The following is a 19,718-nucleotide window of genomic DNA, read 5'->3' as shown; positions in this document are numbered from 1 at the left end:
TCATTGAAGGAGACCGCCATGGCCACCGTGGCCGCACAACCGACTCCCAACACGGTCGACCCGAGAACCGCCCGCAAAGTCACCCTCGCCGGCTGCGTCGGCATCTTCGCCGAGCTCTACGACAACGGCATCTTCGGCTTCATGGCGGGCACCCTCGGCGCCGTCTTCTTCCCCGACTCGGCCGACGCCGTCCAGCTGGTCTTCCTCGGCTACGCCGTCTCCTTCTTCTTCCGCCCGCTCGGCGGCGTCATCTGCGGCCACCTCGGCGACCGCATCGGCCGGCAGCGGATGCTCGTCTTCGTGATCATGCTGATCAGCGCGGCGACGGCGGCCATCGGTCTGCTGCCGACCTACGCGGCCATCGGCATCGCGGCACCGGCCCTGCTCATCCTGCTCCGGGTCGCGCAGGGCTTCTCGGTCGGCGGCGAGGCGTCCGGCGCGATGAGCTTCCTCGCCGAGCACGCACCCGAGGGCAGGCGCGGCCTGTACACCAGCTACGCCCAGATCGCCTCCTTCCTCTCCCTGCTCACCGGCACGCTCATCGCCGCCGCGCTGACCAGCGGCCTCGGCGCGGACCGGATGGAGTCCTGGGGCTGGCGGATCCCGTTCCTGCTGGCCGTCCCGCTCGGCGTCACCGGCATCCACATCCGCAGGCGGATCAGCGACACCCCGAACTTCACCCGCCTCCAGGAGAGCGGCGGCCTGGCGAGGAACCCGCTGAAGGAGGCGTTCTCCTCCGCCGAGCACCGCCGCGCGATGCTGCTCGCCCTGTTCATCCCGCTGATGAACGGCTCCGGCTACTACGTGCTGTTCAGCTACATGCCGACCTTCATGAGCAGCGAACTCCACTTCGGCAAGGTGCAGGGCCTGCTCGTCACCGCGAGCAGCCTGGTGGCCATCTCGATCGCCATCCCCTACATGGGCCGGCTCTCCGACCGGCTCGGCCGCAAGAAGGTCCTCGCGGGCGCCGCGATCGCGATGGCGGTCGTCGCGATCCCCTGTTACCTGCTCATAGGCACCGGCAGCGTCCCGCTCGCCGTCCTCGGCGCGTGTGTCATGGCCGTCGTCTTCGCGGGCCACACCGGCGTCATCCACATCCTGCTCGTCGAGCTCTTCCCGACCCGGGTGCGCTACTCCGCCTACGGCCTCGGCTACAACATCTCCTCCGCTCTCTTCGGCGGCACCGCGCCCCTGCTGATGACGTGGCTCATCGCCGAGACCGGGAACGTCAACATGCCCGCCTTCTACGCCGTCGTCACGGCGCTGGGCACGCTCGTCGCCGTGTCGAGGGTCCAGGACCGGGCCCACCAGCCACTGCGCGACGCGTAGGACGCGCCACCGGGTCGCACCACCGGGACGCCCCCCCCCAACCCCCCACCCCCACCCCCGACACCCGTACAGCTGGGAGCAGTTCACATGCCCTTCTCCGACTACAAGACCGCTCTCGTGACCGGTGCCTCCACCGGGATCGGTGCCGTGGTCGTCGAGCGCCTGGTGAAGCAGGGGCTCGAAGTCCACGCCGTGGCCCGCAACGCCGACCGCCTGGCCGACCTGGCCCGGCGCACCGGCTGCGTACCGCACGCCGTCGACATCACCGACACCGCCGCGCTGACCGAGACCCTGCGCGGCCTCGAGGTCGACGTCCTCGTCAACAACGCGGGCGTCTCCCGCTCCGGGAACATCCTCACCGCCGACGAGTTCGCCGTCGACGAGCAGGTGGCGGTCAACATCCGGGCGGTGCTGCACCTCGTCCGTCTGATGATGCCGGGGATGGTCGAACGCGACCTCGGGCACATCGTCAACATCAGCTCGATCGCGGCCGTCTACAACTTCGGCGGCAACACGATCTACCACGCGACCAAGGCGGCCGTGCACACCCTCTCCCGGCAGCTCCGCGTCGACGGCTACGGCCACCGCGTCCGCGTCACCGAGATCTGCCCCGGCCGGGTGGAGACGGAGATCTTCGGCCGGCTGCTCGGCGACATGGAGGAGGCCCAGCGCCTCTACTACGACGGCTACGAGTCCCTGAAGCCGGAGGACATCGCCGACGCGATCGACTTCGCCGTCGGCTCACCACGCCATGTGAACATCGGCCACCTGGAGATCCTGCCGACCTTCCAGGTCCCGGGCGGCCTCAACTTCGAGCGGCGGGCCGACTGACATGGCCGACACCGCAGTCACGGCCCTGGCCCAGCGGGTCGACCGCATCAAGCCCTCCCCCAGCACGGCCGCCGCCCAACGCGTCCGCGAGCTCAAGGCGCAGGGCCACCGGATCCTCGACCTCACGGTCGGTGAACCGGACTTCGACACCCCCGACCACGTCAAGGCGGCGGCGGTCGACGCCATCGGCCGCGGCGAGACGAAGTACACCCCGGTCAACGGCACCCCTCAGCTCAGGGCCGCCATAGCCGACAAGCTCACGCACCGCCACCGACTGGCATACGCCCCGGACCGGATCACCGTCGGCGGCGGCGCGAAGCAGATCATCTTCCTGACCCTGATGGCCACCCTGAACACGGGCGACGAGGTCGTCGTCCCCGCCCCGTACTGGGTGTCGTACCCCGACATGGTCCTCGCCAACGACGGCACCCCGGTCGTCGTGCCCTGCCCGGAGACCGACGGCTTCAAGCTGACGCCGGCGCGCCTGGAGTCCGCGATCACGGACGCCACCCGCTGGCTGATCCTCAACGCCCCGAACAACCCGACGGGCGCCGCGTACACGACGGCCGAACTCCGCGCCCTGGCCGACGTGCTGCTCGCCCACCCGCACGTCCTGGTGCTCACCGACGAGATCTACGACGAGATCTGGTACGGCGACGGGGGCCCCGACGAACTCCCCACCACGCTCGCCGCGGTCGAACCCCGCCTCGCCGACCGCGTGTTCCTCACCAACGGTGTCTCCAAGACGTACGCCATGACGGGCTGGCGGATCGGCTACGGCGCCGGCCCGGCCGACCTGGTCGGAGCGGTCAACAAGCTCCAGTCCCAGATCTCCTCCTGCCCCTCGTCGATCAGCCAGGCGGCCGCCACGGCCGCGCTCACCGGCGACCAGAGCTTCATCGACGACTGTGTCGCCGTCTACCGGGCCCGCCGGGACGAGACGGTGAAGTTGCTGACCGGCGTTCCGGGCCTGACCTGCACACCACCCAGCGGCGGCTTCTACGTCCTGGTGAACTGCACGGAAGTGCTCGGCCGGCACACCCCCGGCGGCGAACGCATCTCCACGGACGAGGAGTTCGCCGCCTACCTCCTGGAGTCGCAGCAGGTGGCGGTGATCCACGGAGCGGCCTACGGAGCCCCCGGGTACTTCCGGATCTCCTTCGCGACGTCGAGCGCGGTCCTCACACAGGCCTGCGAACGCCTCGCCACCGCCTGCGCCGCCCTGACCTGACCCCTGTCCCTTGTTCCGCCCCTTACTGCACCCCTTGTTCCGCTCCTCGGAGGGAGACCCATGCTGCGTGTGAACACGAAGTTCGACCGCCCCGACCCCGACCTGGTCGGGCGACTCGGCGCCTACTCCTCGGCCACCATCCACGAGGCGCAGGGCCGGCTCGGCGCCCTGAGCTCGAAGATCAAGCCGGTGTCGGACACCATGTCCCTGTGCGGCCCCGCCTTCACCGTGCGCTGCGCGCCCCGGGACAACATCATGCTCCAGGTGGCCATCGCCCATGCCCGGCCCGGCGACGTCGTCGTCGTGTCCGCCGGCGAGTACGCGGAGGCGGGCTCCTTCGGCGACGTACTGGCCAACGCCTGTGTGGCCAAGGGCCTCGGCGGCCTGATCACCGACACCGGTGTCCGCGACACCAGGGAACTGCGCGACCTCGGCTTCCCGGTGTTCTCCCTCGGCGTCTCCATCAAGGGCACGGTCAAGGAGACCGTCGGCCCCATGGCGGAGCCCGTCCTGGTCGGCGGCGAGGTGATCCGCCCGGGCGACGTGGTGCGCGGTGACGCCGACGGTGTCGTGGTCGTCCGCCGCGAGGACCTCGCCGAGGCGGTCCGCCGCTCCCAGGAACGCGTCGACGCCGAGGCCGCGTACATCGCCGCCTACCGATCCGGAAAGAGCGTCATCGAGGTCAGCGACCTCTCCGCGGTCCTCGAAGCGAAGGGCCTGGTCATCGAGGAGTGACACCGCCCGGACGGGTCGGGCCGCCGGTCCGACGGCGGCACCCGTCCCGCCGGGCGCGGAGCGCCCGGACGGTCAGGCGCCCACGCTCCCGTCGATGCCCTCCCGCAGGAAGTCGGCGTGTCCGTTGTGACGGCCGTACTCCAGGAGGACGTGGGTCATCACCATCCGGAGCGACACCTCCTCCTCCCACCTCGGCTGGTAACCGGCCTGGTCCAGGGAGCCGGCCTCGCGCTCGATGCGGCGCGAGGTCTCCACCTCCGCCTCCCAGGCCGTGAACGCCTCGTCCCGGGTCGACCCGCTCGCGTCGTAGGCCGCCTGGAAGTCGATCTCGTCGGACCAGACCATGGGCGCGTCGTGGTCCTCGAACACCCGCCGGAACCAGGCCCGTTCCACCTCGGCCAGGTGGCGCACCAGACCGAGCAGCGAGAGCGTGGACGGCGGCATCGACTGCCGCCGCAGCTCCTCGTCGGTGAGTCCATCGCACTTCATGGCGAGGGTGGCCCGGTGGTAGTCGAGAAAGGCCCGCAGCATGTCGCGTTCGCTTCCGAAGGCGGGCGGTCCTGTGCGCTGGTCGCTGGTCACCGGCAACTCCTCATCCGTTCCGTCGTCCGGGTGCGGCAGCGTCGCCCGGAACAGATCATCCAAGGGCCCCCACCCCGTCGCAGGCAAGGCCCGGACGGACACCGGTCGCATCGGCCGTACGACAGCGGGTCCCCGCTCCTCGGGGTTCCGCGACCCCTGTACCGGGCCACCCCGCACCATCACTTACCCTTCGCTTACTTGCCACGCGCGGTCCACGGTTCGTACACGTCGGACGCAGGGGTGGCACCTGCCCACTTTCGTTCCGGGGGGTTCGACACCGTGCGTCTGCGCACTCTTCCGGCCGCTGCGGCCACCGTGGCTCTGGCGTCCCTGTTCAGCTCGGTGGTGCTCGCCGCACCGGCGGCCGCCGACTCCAGCACGTCCCTGCCGGTCTGGGGCGTGAACGACACCGTCGTGGACGGCGTGCACCAGCGGGTGTTCCTCAGCGACGCCTACGACAACCAGATCGTCGTCACCGACTTCACCGGCCGGGTCGTCACCAAGCTCACCGGCCTGTCCCAGGTCCTCGACCTGGAGCTGAGCCCGGACTCCGGCACGCTGTGGGCCGCGGTCTACGGCGCCGACGAGATCGTCGCCATCGACACCGCGCAGCTCACGCAGACCGCCGAGTACCCGACGGGCGACAAGACGGTCCCCTCCCAGCTCGCCTACGCCGACGGCCGGCTGTGGTTCGGCTACGGCGACCAGTGGGACTCCGGGCTCGGCGAGGTCGACCTGAGCGCCGAGACGCCCACGGTGACCCTGGACCTGGCGGCCGGTCACGACTTCGCCAGCCCGCCCGTGCTCTGCGCCGACCCCGACAACCCGGGCACGCTGCTCGCGCTGGACGCGGGCATCAGCTCCGGCCCGATGATCGTCTACGACATCTCCTCCGGCACCCCGGTGATCCGCGTCTCCGCCGAGAAGAATGGTTTCTTCAACGACGCGGCCCTCACCCCGGACGGCCAGAACGTGGTCGTCGCAGGACCCGGGACACGGGCGCTCACCGAGTACCGTCTCTCCGACCTGTCCGAGGTGCGCACCTTCCCGACCGTCTCGGTACCGGAGACGGTCAGCATCGCCCCGGACGGCACGGTCGCGGCCACCGTCCTCGACACCGACGACGTCGGCGACACGTATGTCTTCGGCACCGACCCGGCCCAGCCGGCCAGCGTCCGCAACCTGTCGCGCGACTGGATGCCGGGCGGCCACTCCGCCGTCTGGTCGGCCGACGGCTCGCGGCTGTTCGTGATGACCGGGTCCGACAAGACCATGCGGTTCCAGACCGTCGACGCGCCCCGGATGTACGCCCCCACCCTGACGGCGGCCGCCCCGGCGAAGGCCACCCGCGCCAAGCCGCTCACCGTCAAGGGCAGGCTCACCTCGAACCTGGCGCTGCCCGCGGGCACCCCGCTCCAGGTCACCCGCACCGACCTCGACTCGCCGAACGGCAAGTCCCTCGGCACCAAGTACCTCGGCACGGGCGGCTCGTACTCCTTCACGGACACCCCGCCGGCCGGTGGCAAGGTGACGTACAAGGTGACGTACGCCGGTGACACCACGCACACCGCCGCGACCGCCTCGGACACCGTCGACGTCTCGCGCGCCACGCCCACGCTGACGCTGGACAACAACGGCAAGGTGTACGACTACGCCAAGTCCGTCACGTTCACGGCGCACCTCGGCACGACCTACAAGAACCGCACGGTCGAGATCTGGGCCAACCCCTACGGCTCCGACAAGCCCGACACCCTGGTGAAGTCCGGCAAGGTCAACTCCAGCGGCAACCTCTCGATGACCCTCACCCTGAAGCGGAAGACCAAGCTCACGGCGAAGTTCACGGGCGACGCCCGCTACGCGCCGAAGACGGCGACGAGCACGGCCGGCGCGCGGGTCAAGGTCTCCACGGCACTCAGCGGCCACTACAGGACCAAGTACACGTGGAAGCACACGTACTACTACTTCCACCAGTCCAAGGACCCGCTCGTCACGACCACGATGACGCCGTACCCGGGCCGCAAGCAGCTGCTGCAGATCCAGATCTACGCCGAGGGCGTCTGGCAGACCACGGCCAAGGAGTACTTCAAGCTCGACTCCGCGGGCAGGTCCGCCGTCAAGCTCACCGGCACCCCGCCCAAGGGCTACCGGTTCCGGGTCCGCGACTCGTACGTCAGCGGCTCGGGCGACAGCGTGAACACGACGACGTACGGCGCCTGGAAGTACTTCACCTTCACCGGCTGAGGGCCGGCGTCCGCCCTGGCCTCGGCTCACCGGGTCCAGTACCGGGCGAGAGCCCCTTCCCGATACGGGGCGGGGCTGACGCTGAGGTCGCCGGCGAAGGGGCGGTCCAGGACGAAGACCAGGAGCAGGCTGAAGCCGACGAGCCCGGCGACCGAGGCGACGAACAGCATCTGGACCCTCAGTTTGCGCATGCCGTAGAGGAACGTGAGCGGGACCAGGACCAGCGCGCCGCCGACGGCCAGGGCCTGGAGCAGCGGCGGGAGTTCCTGGCGGGCCATGGTGATGCGGGCGCGGCGCTGGGAGGCCACGTCGTCGAGATGGCCGACGGCCTGCTCGTAGAAGACCTGCTCCCGCTCGCTCTTCGGGTCGTAGGTCTGGAGCACCCCGAAGGCGTCCTGGAGATGGCTTTCCGTGGCCCCGTAGCTGGGGTGCCCCGCGCGCATCCGGGGCCACTGGTCCTCGACGACCGCGTGGACGTAACCGCTCAGGGCGGCGTCGAGACGGGCCCGCACCGCGGTCGGGAACGAAGCGGCGTCGCGCGTGATGAGCGCCGCGTCGGTGGCCTCGGAGGCGACGATGGTCTGGGTGTCCTCCAGCTGCGTCCACAGGGTGACGATCACGAACGCGAGGATGATGCCGTAGATCGCGCCGAACATCCCCAGCGTCACACCGACCATGTCGTTGTGCTCTCCGCGGGTCAGCGACGGGTACCTGCGGCGCATCAGCACACTGCCGGAAACGGCCAGCAGAACGGTCCCGCCGACGGTGACGACGGCCAGCGTGAGGGTGCTGAAGTGGTTGAGCAGCCAGAGCGACATGTGCGCGGAGTCTAGGCCGGACACAACACCCCAAAAACCTCGGCTTCGGCAACCGCCGCGGGTATACGGGACGAAGTTCACACCACCGAGTGAGAGCCCGGCCCCACGACGGCCGACGTGCGTGCCGGGCATGGCTCCCGGGGCCCCGACGAGGGCCAGAACGCCTGGTACATCATCCACGAGGCGACGCACCGGTTCGCCGGCACGCTGGACTACCGGTACAGCCCGCGCGCCTCGGAGTTGCAGGACGTTCATCGTGACCGCGTCGGGAGCCCGAGCCCCCGTTCTGACCCGCGACACCACCCTCCGGCGAGGCGAGGCGAGGGGGCGGGGCGCCGATTACGACCGCCCGTCAGACCTTGCGCCAGCGCGCGCCGGCCCAGGAGAAGACCCCGAAGGCCATGAGGCCGACCGCTATCAGCGCCAGCAGCCAGGGGCCCACGGGGGTGTCGGCGAACGTCCGCAGGGTGTCGTCCATGCCCTTGGCCTTGCCGGGCTCGTGCTGGACGGCCGCGGCGATGGCGAACCCGCCCGCGGTGGCGAAGACGACGCCCCGGGCCGTACCGCCGAACACGCCGAAGAACGAGACGACTTTACGCGTCTTCTGCGACATCTCCGACATCTTGAGGTGCTTCTCGAACTTGCGCAGCACGGCCCGGACGGCGATCCAGAGGCCGGCGGCGGTCACCGCGGCGCCCGCGACGGCGACGATCCACTGCCCGCCTGGCCAGTCCAGCGCCTTCGCCGTGACGTCCTGGGAGTTCTTGTCGGAACTGCCGCTGCCGCTGCCCTTGTCCCCGGCGGCGTAGGAGAGCACGGAGTAGGCGACGAATCCGTAGAAGACGAAACGGCCCGCGGCCGCCGCCCGCCTGCTCGGCTTGCCGCCGTCGGGACCCGCCTGCCCGAAGGCGGCCTCGGACAGCCGCCACAGGGCCATCCCGGCCAGGGCGATGCCGAGCAGCCACAGCAGTACGGCACCGAAGGGCTTCTGGGCGATCTCGGCGATCGCGCCGCCCCGGTCGGCCTGCCGGCCCCCGCCGGAGAAGGCGATCCGCAGGGAGAGGAGACCGATCAGTGCGTAGATGACCCCACGGGCGACGAAGCCCGCCCGCGCCGCCACCTCGACCGCTTTGCTGTTCGCCGCACGCCGAACCTGCCCGCGCCCGCCTGCCGTTGCCGATCCAGTAGCCATGTCCTACCGGGTGCCCCCGAGGGACGAGACCATCCCGACCTGTTCCGCCGTGGGGCCTGTTTTCGCCGTGTGCCCGGAAACTGACGGCGGATCGAGGAATGCCGGTCGGCGACCGGGGTAGGCGCGTGCTTGCCGGGCGACGGACCGGCGAGGACGAGGGCGACCGACCGGGAGGACGCATCATGCCGACGACGACCTTGCAGACCGCCGGGCGGACGGTGGAAGTTCCGGAGATAGCGGACCCTTCCAAGGTCGCGCCGAAGGACGCGCGGGAGTTGTCGAAGCTGTTCTTCGACCAGCTGGCGGTGGTGGAGGAGGGCACTCCCGAGCACCAGTACGCCCGCAACACGCTGATCGAGATGAACATGTCCCTGGTCCGCTTCGCGGCCGGCCGGTTCCGCAGCCGCGGGCCGGAGGAGATGGAGGACATCGTCCAGGTCGGCATGATCGGCCTGATCAAGGCGATCGACCGCTTCGACCTCTCCCGGGAGGCCGAGTTCACCTCCTTCGCGATCCCCTACATCGTCGGCGAGATCAAGCGCTTCTTCCGCGACACCTCCTGGGCCGTGCACGTCCCGCGCCGGCTCCAGGAAGCCCGTGTCCAACTCGCCCGCGCCACCGAGGAACTCCGCAGCCGCCTCGGCCGTACCCCCACGGTCAGGGAACTCTCGGACCTGATGAGCCTGCCCGAGGACGAGGTGCGCGAAGCCCGCCTGGCCGCCAACGGCTACAACTCCTCCTCCCTGGACGCCACGATCAACGCCGGCGAGGACGGCGAAAGCGCCCTGCAGGACTTCATCGGCGCCGAGGACTCCACGCTGGAACTGGTGGAGGACTTCCACACCCTGGCCCCGCTGATCGCCGAACTCGGCGAGCGCGACCGGCAGATCATCCACATGCGGTTCGTGGAGGAGCTCACCCAGGCCCAGATCGGCGAACGCCTCGGCGTCTCCCAGATGCACGTCTCCCGGCTCCTGTCCCGCACCCTCGCCCGCCTGCGCGAAGGCATGCTCACCTAGTACGTGAGGCGGGTAGTACCTAGGGGATGGCGGGCTTGCGCAGGCGGAGATGAGCGACGACCTGTTTGCCGGTGCCCCGTGCGACGGTGTGCAGCCGGCCGCAGAGGCGGGTGACCAGGTGCAGGCCATGTCCGCCGACGCGGCCGGCGTCGGGTGCGCGCGGTTCGGGCGGGCGGGGGGAACTGTCGCTCACGGTGATGCGCAACAGGGCCGCGTCGGGTGACACCTCCAACGCGAGGCCGACCGGGCCGGGTGCGTGGCGCAGCGCATTGGTGACCAGTTCACTGACGACGAGTTGGGCGTCCTGGCTCGGCCGGTGGTGGGGGTGGTGTCCGACCCGGGCCAGCAGCGCGCGTACGGCCGCTCTCGCGTCGGCGATCGATGTGTCCGTCGTGTCCCAGGCGGCGCTGTAGCGCAGCGGCGCCGCGGGTTCCCGTTGATCCGATGCCCGGTTCCTCAGCGGAGTGACCATGGAACTCTTCCTGTGGGTCGTCCTCTTCTTTCGTCACAGGCTCTCGCCGTCGTTCCGGTTCGTTTACCCGCGGTCGCCCTGTTCATGAGGCGCCCCCGCGAAGCAGCACGAGGGCGCCACACCCGAGAAGCGCACCGGAGGTGCGGTGCGCGTCACCAATAGTGGCGGCGACCGCCCACCGCGTGGCCCACGGACCCCAGCACCCACAGGATGAGACCGATGACCAGCAGGATGATCCCTATCGTCCAGAGGATGCCGATTCCCGTGAGGAATCCGACGATGAGCAGAATGACACCGAGAGCGATCATGACTCCTCCAGTGGGTAATCTTCGCGGCCCACCGAGTACCCGTCCTCCGGGGATGTACGCGGTCGCGGACACCGGCCGGGAGGGACGTCCGTCAGCTGGGTCCGTCCGGGCTCCGGGAGAAGGCCGTGTCGCCGGCCATCGCCACGATCGCGTCCTTGACGAACATGACGCGCGGCGGGTAGCCCTGCGCCTTGTCCCCGGGGTCGTCCAGCGCGGAGGTGCGCCAGACCTCCGCTCCGGTACGGCTGTCCAGTGCCAGCAGCCGGCCGAAGCGGTTGGCGAAGTAGACCCGCCGGTACGTCGCCGACACCGCGGGCGCGGACAGGCTCTCCACGTCCGTCACCCTGTGCCAGAGTTGTCTGCCGCTGTCCGCCGACACCGCGGTGACCGACCCGTCGGACCGGACGAAGTAGACGACGCCGTCCACCAGGGTGGCCGCGCCGGTCAGCGGACGCGCCAGCGGTATCCGTCTGACCTGACCGGTCTCCCGAGCCACCCGCAGCAGTGCGTTGTACGGCCGTTCGTACCCGGCTTCGTACACGTCCTTCGCGGTCTGGGGGGCGAGGAAGAGGGGCTGCCCGCCGACAGCGCCGAGCGCTTCCGCCTTCTTGGGCAGTGTGGCGGTCTCGGTCAGACTGCCGGGTCCGAGCTTCATCAGCTCGACCGGGGCCTTGCCGGGCTCGGTGCCCGCCGAGCACAGGGCGTAGGGGACGCCTCCCAGCGCCGACGGGGTGCAGTACTCGTCCAGCGAGGGCGCCTGCCACAGCTCCTTGCCGGAAGGCCCGTAGGCCACGAACGACGAGTAGTCGGGGGACAGGGTCAGCAACCCGCCGTCGTACAGGACCGCGGCCTCGGACTTGTTGATGTCGCGTTGCCACCGCCGGTGCCCGGTAGTGGCGTCGAGCGCCACCACGCGCCTGGTCCTGTCGTCCGGATCCTCGTACACGTAGACCAGCCCGTCGCGGACGCCGATCGGCTGCGCCCCCTGAGGGCGGGTACCGGTCCGCCACAGGGTGCGGCCGGAGGCCGCGTCGATCCTGGCGGCCGTGAAGCCCGTACCGCCGCAGAACAGGGCGCTTGCCTCCGCCACGCATCCGGGGCTGTCGTAGTCGAGGGGAACACCCTTCACGTCGTACCGCAGTTCCTTCTGCCACGGCCGCCAGCCGGCGGGCAGTGACGCGGGACGGGCGGTGGCGTCCGGGGCGGAGGTCCGGGAGGTGGTGGTGTCCGGACCGGAGACGAAGACGCCCACCCCGACAGCCAGCCCCGCGACGGCCAGCGCCGCGCCGAGGCCGGTGAGCAGGATCCGGGCTCGACGTCGCTTTCCGGTGCCGGTGCCGGTCGTGGCGCCCGTGGAGGCGGTGGCGGCGCTCTGGGAAGTGGGGCGGACCCAGAGTTCCGCGGACCTGGTCCCCGGGGACCCGGTGGTGTCGGATTCCGGCAGCGCCTGGAGCATGCGGTGGATGTCCGTCAGTTCGGGCCGTGCGGCCGGGTCCTTGTCCAGGCAGCGCTCGACGATGCCCAGGAACACTTCGGGCACCCCGGCGAGGTCCGGGGTCCCGTGCACCACCTGATAGCCGGTGATGTACGGGCTGTCGGCGTCGAACGGTCCCGTGCCGACGGCCGCGAACACCAGCAGCGACCCCAGCGAGAACACGTCCGAGGCCGGGGTGACGTCCCGGGGCGAGGCCAGTTGTTCCGGCGACATGAAGGGCGGGGTGCCGATCATCCGCCCGGTCGTGGTGAGGTTCTGGTTGTCAGAGGCGCGCGATATGCCGAAGTCGATGACGCGCGGTCCGTCCTCGGTCATCAGGACGTTGCGCGGTTTGAGGTCCCGGTGCACCAGGCCCGCCCGGTGGATGTCGCGCAGCGCCTCGGTGAGCCCCAGCCCCAGCGCGCGCAGTTCCCGCCCGCTCAGCGGGCCGTCCTTCTCCACGACTTCGGCGAGGTTGAGCCCCGGCACGTAGAGCGTCGCCATCCACGGCCGGTCGGCGTCCGGGTCGGCGTCCACGACCGGCGCGGTGAAGGCGCCGCTCACTCTGCGCGCGGCCGCGATCTCCTGCCGGAAGCGCGTCCGGAACTCCTCCTCCTGGGCGTACGGCCCGTGTACGAGCTTGACCGCGACCTGCCGTCCCGAGGCGGAGACTCCCAGATAGACGACTCCCATGCCGCCCGTCCCGAGCCGTCCGAGGAGGGTGTACCCGCCTATGGACTCCGGGTCCCCGGTGCTCAGGGGCGTCATCGCCGATCATCCTTCCCAGCGCCTGCCTGCCTCACGGGGATCAGAGTAGGGCCTGCCGTCCCGGAAGCGGAGCCGCGCCCGGGCCGGCGTCGAAGCCGGCGGTCTCGTCAGCCGCCCGCACGGTCCTCCATTCCATCAGGCATCCCAGGAAGACCACGTTTCTGCAGCTCAGGGCCGGTACGAGCATTCCAGCATCCCGAAACTCCCGAGGGGAATGGCGGACGGAACGCCGCATGGCACAGGCTTCGGTCATCGAGAACGACGCCACACCGGACAGGGCGATCGTCCTCGCTCGACCCCGCGTTCACGGCCCGCACTTCCGGCGCGCCCACGCACATCACACGCAGCACACCCAGACAGGACCGTCCGGCACAGCCCACAACGGAAGATCGCCTTCCGGATATTCGGAGAAAGCAGCTCACTCATGCGTATCGCCACTCGTTTCGTCTCCCGCGCCGCCGCCTCCTCCATGGTCGTCGCCGCCGCCCTCGCCCTCGTCGGCTTCCAGGCCGCCGAGCAGACCGCCTCCGCCGCCACCAAGAAGGCCGCGTCGGTCGTCACCTGCACCACGGCGAACACCGAGCTGACCGTCACCGAGGTGTCCCGCCCGATCAACCACCTGCTGCTCAAGGCCACCAACACCGGCACCAAGCCCTGCTACGCCTACATCGCCCCCTACCTGAGGGCCGGCGCCGACGCCCAGGCCCCGCTGTCGTGGGCCGAGGAGACCACGCCGCAGGCCGTGGTGACGCTCGAGCCCGGCCGGTCCGCGTACGCGGGCATCACGACGTCCTCCCCCGAGGGCGAAGGCGGAGCCAAGGAGAAGACCCTGGGCGTGTTCTTCGCCGACCGGCAGGGCAACGCGACCAGCAAGGAGAAGACCCTGAAGCTGCCGAAGGCCGGTGTCTTCTTCAACAGCGCCGCCACCGTCACCTACTGGCAGGACAACGCGAGCGACGCCCTCGCCTGGTAGCCGCCCTGGCGCCCGCCGCCGGTCCGCCTCGCCGGCGACGTCGACGACACGGCGGCGACACGGCGGCGGCACGCAAATGCGGGGGCCGACCGCGGTGTTCCGCGGCCGACCCCCGCTGGGCGGGGTTCGGGCTGAGGAGTCAGATGCGGCGCTGGTCCGTGTAGTAGCTGCCCACCTGCTCGTGGTAGCCCGCGTCGCCCACGTGCTTGTCCTTGTCGAACTCCGGCGAGTTCTTGATCTCGTCCTTGGTGAGGTCGACGAAGATCTTCCGTTCGGCCTGGTCGACGGTGCGCACGGTGCCGGCCGGCAGCAGAACGTGCTTGCCGAAGATCCAGACGCCGGTGTCGACCACCAGATACGAGGAGTTGACGTCGTCCGAGTGCTTGTCGACCTTGCCGATGGCACCGTCCGTGGCTTCGACCTTGTACCCGATCAGGTCGATTCCGGTGGTGTGGCCGGAAGTCGGCTGGTAGCCCCAGATGTTGTCACTCATAAAACTACTCCCTCATAGAGATTTCACGACAGACATTTCACGACAGAGATTTCATACTGAACAGCCGGAACCGCGCAGCAGATCAGCGAGTCTTTGATATTCGGATACGCTCTGTCGAAACAGCGGGTGCCCATGATCCGAAATCCCACACACCGGCACGGCAGGAAATCCAAAAGAGGGCCGGGATGGCGGAAATATGCCCCCCGGGGGTCGCGTCAGCCGAAGTCACCTCCTGTGCGGGCGCAGTGCGTCAGCCTCCGCCGCACCTGCCGACCTCCCCCTCTTCGGCCCGCGGAGGCGTGCTGCCGGCATCACGGTGACCACTTCTCGCCCGACGACGTAGGGCGGCGCTGACGGTACAGATCGAGCCACCGTCCCATCGATCAACGGAATTTACGTACCGGGGGTGTGATCCCGTGCGTTTTCCAGAGAGCACCATGGGTCGGATATCTCGCGCTTGATATCCGTCGCTCTGACCGTCATCCCCAGAGGCTTCGCCCACCCACTGCGCGTGATGGCAGAGCGTCGACGCGTGCTCCCCCTGGGTTCGGTGTTTCGTGGCGGACACGGATGGGGCGGTGGCGCAACGTGTGTCGCGTTCTTCCGCCGGCCCGGGCCGTACCGCCGGACATGCCGAAGAAGACCGAAGGCTGAAAAGCGTTGACGGGGGCACTCGGTTTTCTGCGGCACCGAGGAGTGCCGCCCCGCGAAGGAAGGAGAACCTCGTGTACATAGGTCTGGGTACCATCGTCATCATCATTGTCATCGTCGTTGTCGTCATGATGCTGCGCCGCTGACCCCCGCGCCTCGTGCCGCCCGACCAGCCATGATCACGGCCCGCCCCGGATGGCCTTTCCCCTCCCCGCCAGGCATGCGGCGGACCACCTCCCCGCAGGAGCGCCCCGAGGTATGGCGTCGGCCACGGAAGGGAGTGACGACCTGCCCAAGGAACAGCCGCGGCCACGTCGCTGTCGATCAGCTCCGTGCAGCCCTGGGTGTCGCGTTCGCCGTGGACGAGCGGGGCAGCGGGTCGGGCGACCAGCAGCAGGAGGTCGGCCTGCGGCTCACGACGAAGCAGTGACGGGGCGGAAGACCGTCCTCGTACGCCCCCGACCCACGAGGAGACGAGCGCCATGGTGCAGATCGGGTACACGATGATGACCGAGCAGGCGGGCCCGCGAGAGTTGGTCGGCCATGTGGTGGGCGCCGAGCGAGCCGGCTTCGACTTCTCTGTCATATCCGACCACTACTCCCCCTGGCTGGAGTCCCAGGGCCACGCCTCCTACGCGTGGAGCGTGCTCGGTGCCGCCGCGCAGGCCACCGAACGCATCCCCCTGATGACGTACGTGACGTGCCCGACAACCCGCTACCACCCGGCCGTCGTCGCCCAGAAGGCCGCCACCACCCAACTCCTCTCCCAGGGACGCTTCCGCCTCGGACTCGGCTCCGGGGAGAACCTCAACGAGCATGTGGTGGGTGGCGGCTGGCCCGCCGCCCACGTCCGGCTGGAGAGGCTGGAAGAGGCCGTCGAGATCATCCGCGCACTCCTCGCGGGCGAGAACGTCAACCACCACGGCGCCCACTTCGACGTGGAGAACGCCAGGTTGTGGGATCTGCCCGACGCGCCCCCGCCGATCGGGGTCGCCGTTTCCGGCGACCGTTCGTGCGAACTCGCGGGCCATCTGGCGGACTTGGTGATCGCCACCGAGCCCAGGCCGGAACTGATCTCCGCGTTCGACCGGCACGGCGGCACGGGCAAGCCCAAGGTCGGCCAGCTGCCGATCTGCTACGACACCGATCGCGACGCGGCGATCGCCCGCGCCCACGACCAGTTCCGCTGGTTCGGCGGCGGCTGGCCGGTCAACTCCGAACTCCCCGGACCCGCCGCCTTCGAAACCGCCACCCGGTTCGTCCGGCCCGAGGACGTGGCCGAGAGCATTCCCTGCGGCGACCACGTGCAGGCGGTCGTCGAGGCCGTACGCCCCTACGTCGACGCGGGGTTCACCGAGGTCGCGCTCGTCCAGATCGGCGGCGACCACCAGGAGCCGTACCTGGAATGGGCCGAACAGAAGCTGTTGCCCGCCCTCCGCGAACTGTGAGAAAGCGAAGGCACTCGGGATGACCACGAAACGCGCCGCGATCTTCGATGTCGACGGAACCCTCGTCGACACCAATCACCTGCACGTCGTCACCTGGTGGGAGGCGTTCCGGCAGGCGGGACGCCATGTCCCCATGCGGGAGATCCACCGGGCCGTGGGCCTCAGCGGCGGCGACCTGCTGGACCGCCTGCTCGGCGATGGCGACGAGCGCGACCCCGACGAGGACGAGCAGCTCACCGCGGCCCACCACGCCCTCTACGCCACGTACTTCGAGCGGCTCCCGGCGCTGGACGCGGCGGGCGACCTGCTGCGCGCACTGGCCGGGCGGGGCTGGAAGATCGTCCTGGCGACCTCGGCGACCGGCGCGGAACTGGCCGCGCTACGACGTGCCATCGACGCGGACGACGTCATCCTCGGGGCGACCAGCGCGGACGACGTCGCCGACGGCAAACCCGCCGCCGACCCCGTCCGGCAGGCCAGGGAACTCGCCGGCGTACCGGGCGAACGAGCCGTGTTCGTCGGCGACACCGTCTGGGACATGAAGGCCGCCCTGCGGGACGGAGTGGTCCCGGTGGCGGTGCTGTCCGGCGGGATCCCGCGCGCGGACCTGGAGGCGGCCGGCGCCCACGCCGTGTACCGAGATCCCGCCGACCTCCTCGGACACCTCGACACCGGCGTCTTCGCCGACCAGGAGTGACCGGAGGCAGCGAAGGCGCGAGGTCAGCCGGCGCTGAGTACGGAGTCGTCCTGGGGACGGGCGCCGGGGAGCTGGTGGCGGGCGGCGACGAGGGCGATGTCGACGTCCCGGGTGCCGGTCGAGACGCACAGTGTGTAGGCGATGTCGTCCATCCGCCGCTGTGCGGCCGGGCTGCCGTTCTCGGCGTGCAGCACGCGCAGCGTCTCGTACTGCACGACCAGGTCCTTCAACACCGCGGGGTGAGCCATCAGCACCAGAGGTCTCCATTCACGTGAGCCTGCGACACGCGATGCGATTACCCCCGGCCCACCCGCCTATGCGACGGGCTGTGCGGCGATCTGAACGAGCACTGCGGCCGGCACGGCTTCCACGGCGGCGACGCCCTCGTCCTGACCACGCTTTTGGGGCGGGAGCCCCGTGCGGTCCGCCGGTTCGTCGAGGAGCCGGCCCGGTCATGGCTCTGTGCGGCGGTCGCGGGGCGCGTCCGCCCTCGGTCACAGCGGTACGCCGTGCACCTCGCCGCTGGCGGTCGCCGCGTACACGGTCTCCCGCGAGGGGGCACCGACCACGGCGAGCACCTGGCCGTGCATGTCGAAGCTCTGCAGCGAGGTGCCTTCGAGCCCGTCGACGACATGCAGACGCCCCTGCCACCCACCCCACACCACGACGGTTCCGGTGGCACACAACGCGAAGACCTCGTCTCCTCCCGGGCCGGCGCTCCGCCACCTCTCCGCTCCCGTGGCGAGGTCACGGGCATGCACCACTCCGGCCGTGTCGCCGACGACGACCGCGTCACCCACCCGCACCGGCGCGGCGACGACCGGCGCCCCCAGCCGTACCCGCCAGCGCAGCGCGCCGTCGGTCGCCGCAACGCAGTACAGCGCGCCCCGCGTGTCGGCGAGGTACACCGCGTCCTTCTCCGGCAGCGGCATCGCCCGCACCGGCGCCCGCAGAGCGACCGGCGCCGCCCAGGCCACCCTGCCGTCCTCGTCGTCGAGGGCGTGCAACTGCCGTCCGTGATCGATGAGCGCGTACACCCGTTGCCGGCCGACGGCCAGCGCGGTGGCGCCCGGCAGCGGCTCGCCCTGCCACCACACGAGGCGGGTGTCGGCGTCGAAGTGGTGAACCCTTCCCGCGGCGTCGCCGAGCAGAACACTGCGTCCGTGCAGCAGCGCCTGAGCCGGGCCCCGGCCACCCGGCTCGGGCACCGACCAGCGACGCGTCCGGGACACGGTGTCCCAGGCCTCCAGCCGTCCGGCGGCGTCCTGGACGAGGATCGCCCGCTCTCCCGCGCACAGCCGCAACGGCGGTCGGAATCCGACGTCGGTGCGCTCCACCGCGCCCGTCCCCGGGTGCAGCCAGTGCAGCCGGCCCGCTCCGTCGGCGGTGGCCACGGTGTCGTCCCCGACGGCCGCGAGGGCGTGCGCCCACTCCCCCACCCGTCTGCTCCAGCTGCGGCGGCCCGGCCGGAACGGCACGGTGAGGTCGGCCTCGTTGTCCGCGCCACGCAGGAACTCCGTCAGCAGGGCGCGGTGGGTGTCCAGGGCCTGCCGAACACCGGCCGGCAGCGTGAAAGCGCCGGGCTCGCCGAGCGCCGAGCGCAGTTCGCCGAGCGAGGGCCGGTCGCCGGCGCGTTCGGCGAGACAGGCGGCGACCGTCAGCGCCGCCTGGTCCCGCCCAAGCCCGGACAGATCCGCCGCCCGCCCGGCGGCGGTGCGCGGTCCCGGGTAGGGCGCGTGTCCGGTCAGCACGTACAGCAGGACCGCCGCGATCCCGAAGACGTCGGTGGCCGCGTCCGTCTCGGCCAGGCCCTCCAGTTGCTCCGGCGCGCAGTAATGAGGATTGCCGAAGGCCTGGTCGAGGGGCCGGGTCAGCTGCTGGCCGCGGATCCGGGTCAGACCGAAGTCGATGATCCACGGCCCGTCCGCCGTCAGCAGGACGTTCCCCGGGTGCAGGTCGCGATGCCACGCCCCCTGGTCGTGCGCCGCGATCAAGGTGTCGACCAGGTCGGCACCCACCGCGTGACCGGTCTCGGCCGGCAGCGCCCCGCCGTGCACCGCCATCACCCGGTACAGGGAGGGCCCGGGGATGAACCGCGTGGCGATGGCGGGCGGCCTGCCCGCGTCGAACTCGAAGGACAGCAGTTCGGGGATACGGGCGCCGGCCCCCAGCAGGAGCGCCTTGCTCTCCTGACGGAAGCGCTGCACGTGCAGGGCGTTGCCGGAGTACTCGTGCTTGAGCAGTTTCACGGCCGCCAGCGTGTACGGGTCGCCGCCCGGGTCCACGGCATGGTCGACCGCCCGTCTGCCCAGGTAGATGTGGCCGAAGCCGCCGGTGGCCAGCCGGCCCAGCAGCCGGAACCCCGCGGCCTCGGCGGGGTCGGACCGCTCCAGGGCGACGATCGGAGCGGGGCCCGGATACGGGACCGCGGGCGCGGAGGGGTTCACCTGCGCTCC

At 70.5% G+C, this 19,718-nt stretch carries 18 protein-coding genes; 9 read left to right on the top strand and 9 right to left on the bottom strand.

All coding sequences use genetic code 11. From position 1 onward, the window contains the following. The first annotated feature begins 18 nt into the window (after positions 1-18). From ABZ642_RS36530 to ABZ642_RS36515, 4 genes are all read left to right on the top strand, one after another. On the top strand, positions 19-1,329 hold the full coding sequence (locus tag ABZ642_RS36530) for an MFS transporter (RefSeq protein ID WP_360492513.1): 1,311 nt from the start codon (positions 19-21) through the stop codon (positions 1,327-1,329). A gap of 87 nt (positions 1,330-1,416) precedes the next feature. After that, positions 1,417-2,160: an SDR family oxidoreductase gene (locus ABZ642_RS36525; protein ID WP_360492510.1), complete on the top strand. Its 744-nt coding sequence runs from the start codon at positions 1,417-1,419 to the stop codon at positions 2,158-2,160. A gap of 1 nt (position 2,161) precedes the next feature. Next, positions 2,162-3,391, top strand: coding sequence for an aspartate transaminase (locus tag ABZ642_RS36520; protein WP_360492507.1), 1,230 nt, complete (start codon positions 2,162-2,164; stop codon positions 3,389-3,391). A 60-nt stretch (positions 3,392-3,451) separates the two neighbouring features. Beyond that, positions 3,452-4,126, top strand: coding sequence for a 4-carboxy-4-hydroxy-2-oxoadipate aldolase/oxaloacetate decarboxylase (locus ABZ642_RS36515; protein ID WP_360492505.1), 675 nt, complete (start codon positions 3,452-3,454; stop codon positions 4,124-4,126). A gap of 72 nt (positions 4,127-4,198) precedes the next feature. Here the strand turns inward: ABZ642_RS36515 and ABZ642_RS36510 are convergent, their stop codons facing one another. Further along, positions 4,199-4,708, bottom strand: coding sequence for a DinB family protein (locus tag ABZ642_RS36510; RefSeq protein WP_360492742.1), 510 nt, complete (start codon positions 4,706-4,708; stop codon positions 4,199-4,201). Positions 4,709-4,987: 279 nt separating this feature from the next. On the opposite strand from ABZ642_RS36510, the gene ABZ642_RS36505 reads away from it, so the two are divergent. After that, the gene (locus ABZ642_RS36505) at positions 4,988-6,949 is read left to right on the top strand and encodes a WD40 repeat domain-containing protein (RefSeq protein WP_360492502.1); all 1,962 of its coding nucleotides are present in this window, start codon (positions 4,988-4,990) and stop codon (positions 6,947-6,949) included. A gap of 26 nt (positions 6,950-6,975) precedes the next feature. Here ABZ642_RS36505 and ABZ642_RS36500 read toward each other — a convergent pair whose 3' ends face one another. Beyond that, positions 6,976-7,767: a DUF4239 domain-containing protein gene (locus tag ABZ642_RS36500; protein WP_360492499.1), complete on the bottom strand. Its 792-nt coding sequence runs from the start codon at positions 7,765-7,767 to the stop codon at positions 6,976-6,978. Between the two features lie 352 nt (positions 7,768-8,119). Further along, on the bottom strand, positions 8,120-8,959 hold the full coding sequence (locus ABZ642_RS36495; RefSeq protein WP_360492496.1) for a DUF1206 domain-containing protein: 840 nt from the start codon (positions 8,957-8,959) through the stop codon (positions 8,120-8,122). A 182-nt stretch (positions 8,960-9,141) separates the two neighbouring features. Between ABZ642_RS36495 and ABZ642_RS36490 the strand changes: the two genes are divergently transcribed. Continuing rightward, entirely contained in the window at positions 9,142-9,978 is an 837-nt protein-coding gene (locus tag ABZ642_RS36490; protein WP_360492493.1) for an RNA polymerase sigma factor SigF, read from the top strand. 19 nt (positions 9,979-9,997) lie between these two features. Here the strand turns inward: ABZ642_RS36490 and ABZ642_RS36485 are convergent, their stop codons facing one another. The 3 genes from ABZ642_RS36485 to ABZ642_RS36475 form a co-directional block, all read right to left on the bottom strand. Next, positions 9,998-10,450, bottom strand: coding sequence for an ATP-binding protein (locus ABZ642_RS36485; RefSeq protein WP_360492490.1), 453 nt, complete (start codon positions 10,448-10,450; stop codon positions 9,998-10,000). Between the two features lie 152 nt (positions 10,451-10,602). Further along, a complete protein-coding gene (locus tag ABZ642_RS36480) occupies positions 10,603-10,758 on the bottom strand; it encodes a DUF6131 family protein (RefSeq protein ID WP_351324556.1) in 156 nt (51 codons plus the stop codon). A 91-nt stretch (positions 10,759-10,849) separates the two neighbouring features. Further along, positions 10,850-13,000 (bottom strand): PQQ-binding-like beta-propeller repeat protein, encoded by a 2,151-nt coding sequence (locus ABZ642_RS36475; RefSeq protein WP_360492487.1) that lies wholly within the window; start codon positions 12,998-13,000, stop codon positions 10,850-10,852. Between the two features lie 424 nt (positions 13,001-13,424). Between ABZ642_RS36475 and ABZ642_RS36470 the strand changes: the two genes are divergently transcribed. After that, positions 13,425-13,973, top strand: a complete 549-nt coding sequence (locus ABZ642_RS36470; RefSeq protein WP_360492484.1) for a DUF4232 domain-containing protein — start codon at positions 13,425-13,427, stop codon at positions 13,971-13,973. Between the two features lie 139 nt (positions 13,974-14,112). Here the strand turns inward: ABZ642_RS36470 and ABZ642_RS36465 are convergent, their stop codons facing one another. Next, positions 14,113-14,466, bottom strand: coding sequence for a PRC-barrel domain-containing protein (locus ABZ642_RS36465; protein ID WP_360492481.1), 354 nt, complete (start codon positions 14,464-14,466; stop codon positions 14,113-14,115). 1,133 nt (positions 14,467-15,599) lie between these two features. Here ABZ642_RS36465 and ABZ642_RS36460 point away from each other — a divergent pair. Continuing rightward, positions 15,600-16,565 (top strand): LLM class F420-dependent oxidoreductase, encoded by a 966-nt coding sequence (locus ABZ642_RS36460; RefSeq protein ID WP_360492478.1) that lies wholly within the window; start codon positions 15,600-15,602, stop codon positions 16,563-16,565. Between the two features lie 19 nt (positions 16,566-16,584). Continuing rightward, a complete protein-coding gene (locus tag ABZ642_RS36455) occupies positions 16,585-17,262 on the top strand; it encodes an HAD family hydrolase (RefSeq protein WP_360492474.1) in 678 nt (225 codons plus the stop codon). A 23-nt stretch (positions 17,263-17,285) separates the two neighbouring features. On the opposite strand, the gene ABZ642_RS36450 is transcribed toward ABZ642_RS36455, so the two are convergent. Both ABZ642_RS36450 and ABZ642_RS36445 read right to left on the bottom strand, forming a co-directional pair. Then, positions 17,286-17,516, bottom strand: a complete 231-nt coding sequence (locus ABZ642_RS36450) for a DUF5133 domain-containing protein (RefSeq protein ID WP_360492471.1) — start codon at positions 17,514-17,516, stop codon at positions 17,286-17,288. Between the two features lie 240 nt (positions 17,517-17,756). Continuing rightward, positions 17,757-19,709 (bottom strand): PQQ-binding-like beta-propeller repeat protein, encoded by a 1,953-nt coding sequence (locus ABZ642_RS36445; protein WP_360492468.1) that lies wholly within the window; start codon positions 19,707-19,709, stop codon positions 17,757-17,759. Positions 19,710-19,718 lie beyond the last annotated feature (9 nt).

It is taken from the genome of Streptomyces sp. NPDC007157, assembly GCF_040634235.1.
GTDB lineage: Bacteria > Actinomycetota > Actinomycetes > Streptomycetales > Streptomycetaceae > Streptomyces.
Note: the sequence above shows the minus strand (reverse complement) of the source record. Positions and strands in the feature narration are given on the sequence as shown.

Excerpts from the sequence above, each read along its gene's own strand:
- ABZ642_RS36530 (WP_360492513.1), top strand. The coding sequence starts at position 19 with ATGGCCACCGTGGCCGCACAACCGACTCCCAACACGGTCGACCCGAGA.
- ABZ642_RS36525 (WP_360492510.1), top strand. The coding sequence starts at position 1,417 with ATGCCCTTCTCCGACTACAAGACCGCTCTCGTGACCGGTGCCTCCACC.
- ABZ642_RS36520 (WP_360492507.1), top strand. The coding sequence starts at position 2,162 with ATGGCCGACACCGCAGTCACGGCCCTGGCCCAGCGGGTCGACCGCATC.
- ABZ642_RS36515 (WP_360492505.1), top strand. The coding sequence starts at position 3,452 with ATGCTGCGTGTGAACACGAAGTTCGACCGCCCCGACCCCGACCTGGTC.
- ABZ642_RS36500 (WP_360492499.1), bottom strand. The coding sequence starts at position 7,767 with ATGTCGCTCTGGCTGCTCAACCACTTCAGCACCCTCACGCTGGCCGTC.
- ABZ642_RS36495 (WP_360492496.1), bottom strand. The coding sequence starts at position 8,959 with ATGGCTACTGGATCGGCAACGGCAGGCGGGCGCGGGCAGGTTCGGCGT.
- ABZ642_RS36490 (WP_360492493.1), top strand. The coding sequence starts at position 9,142 with ATGCCGACGACGACCTTGCAGACCGCCGGGCGGACGGTGGAAGTTCCG.
- ABZ642_RS36485 (WP_360492490.1), bottom strand. The coding sequence starts at position 10,450 with ATGGTCACTCCGCTGAGGAACCGGGCATCGGATCAACGGGAACCCGCG.
- ABZ642_RS36480 (WP_351324556.1), bottom strand. The coding sequence starts at position 10,758 with ATGATCGCTCTCGGTGTCATTCTGCTCATCGTCGGATTCCTCACGGGA.
- ABZ642_RS36475 (WP_360492487.1), bottom strand. The coding sequence starts at position 13,000 with ATGACGCCCCTGAGCACCGGGGACCCGGAGTCCATAGGCGGGTACACC.
- ABZ642_RS36470 (WP_360492484.1), top strand. The coding sequence starts at position 13,425 with ATGCGTATCGCCACTCGTTTCGTCTCCCGCGCCGCCGCCTCCTCCATG.
- ABZ642_RS36465 (WP_360492481.1), bottom strand. The coding sequence starts at position 14,466 with ATGAGTGACAACATCTGGGGCTACCAGCCGACTTCCGGCCACACCACC.
- ABZ642_RS36460 (WP_360492478.1), top strand. The coding sequence starts at position 15,600 with ATGGTGCAGATCGGGTACACGATGATGACCGAGCAGGCGGGCCCGCGA.
- ABZ642_RS36455 (WP_360492474.1), top strand. The coding sequence starts at position 16,585 with ATGACCACGAAACGCGCCGCGATCTTCGATGTCGACGGAACCCTCGTC.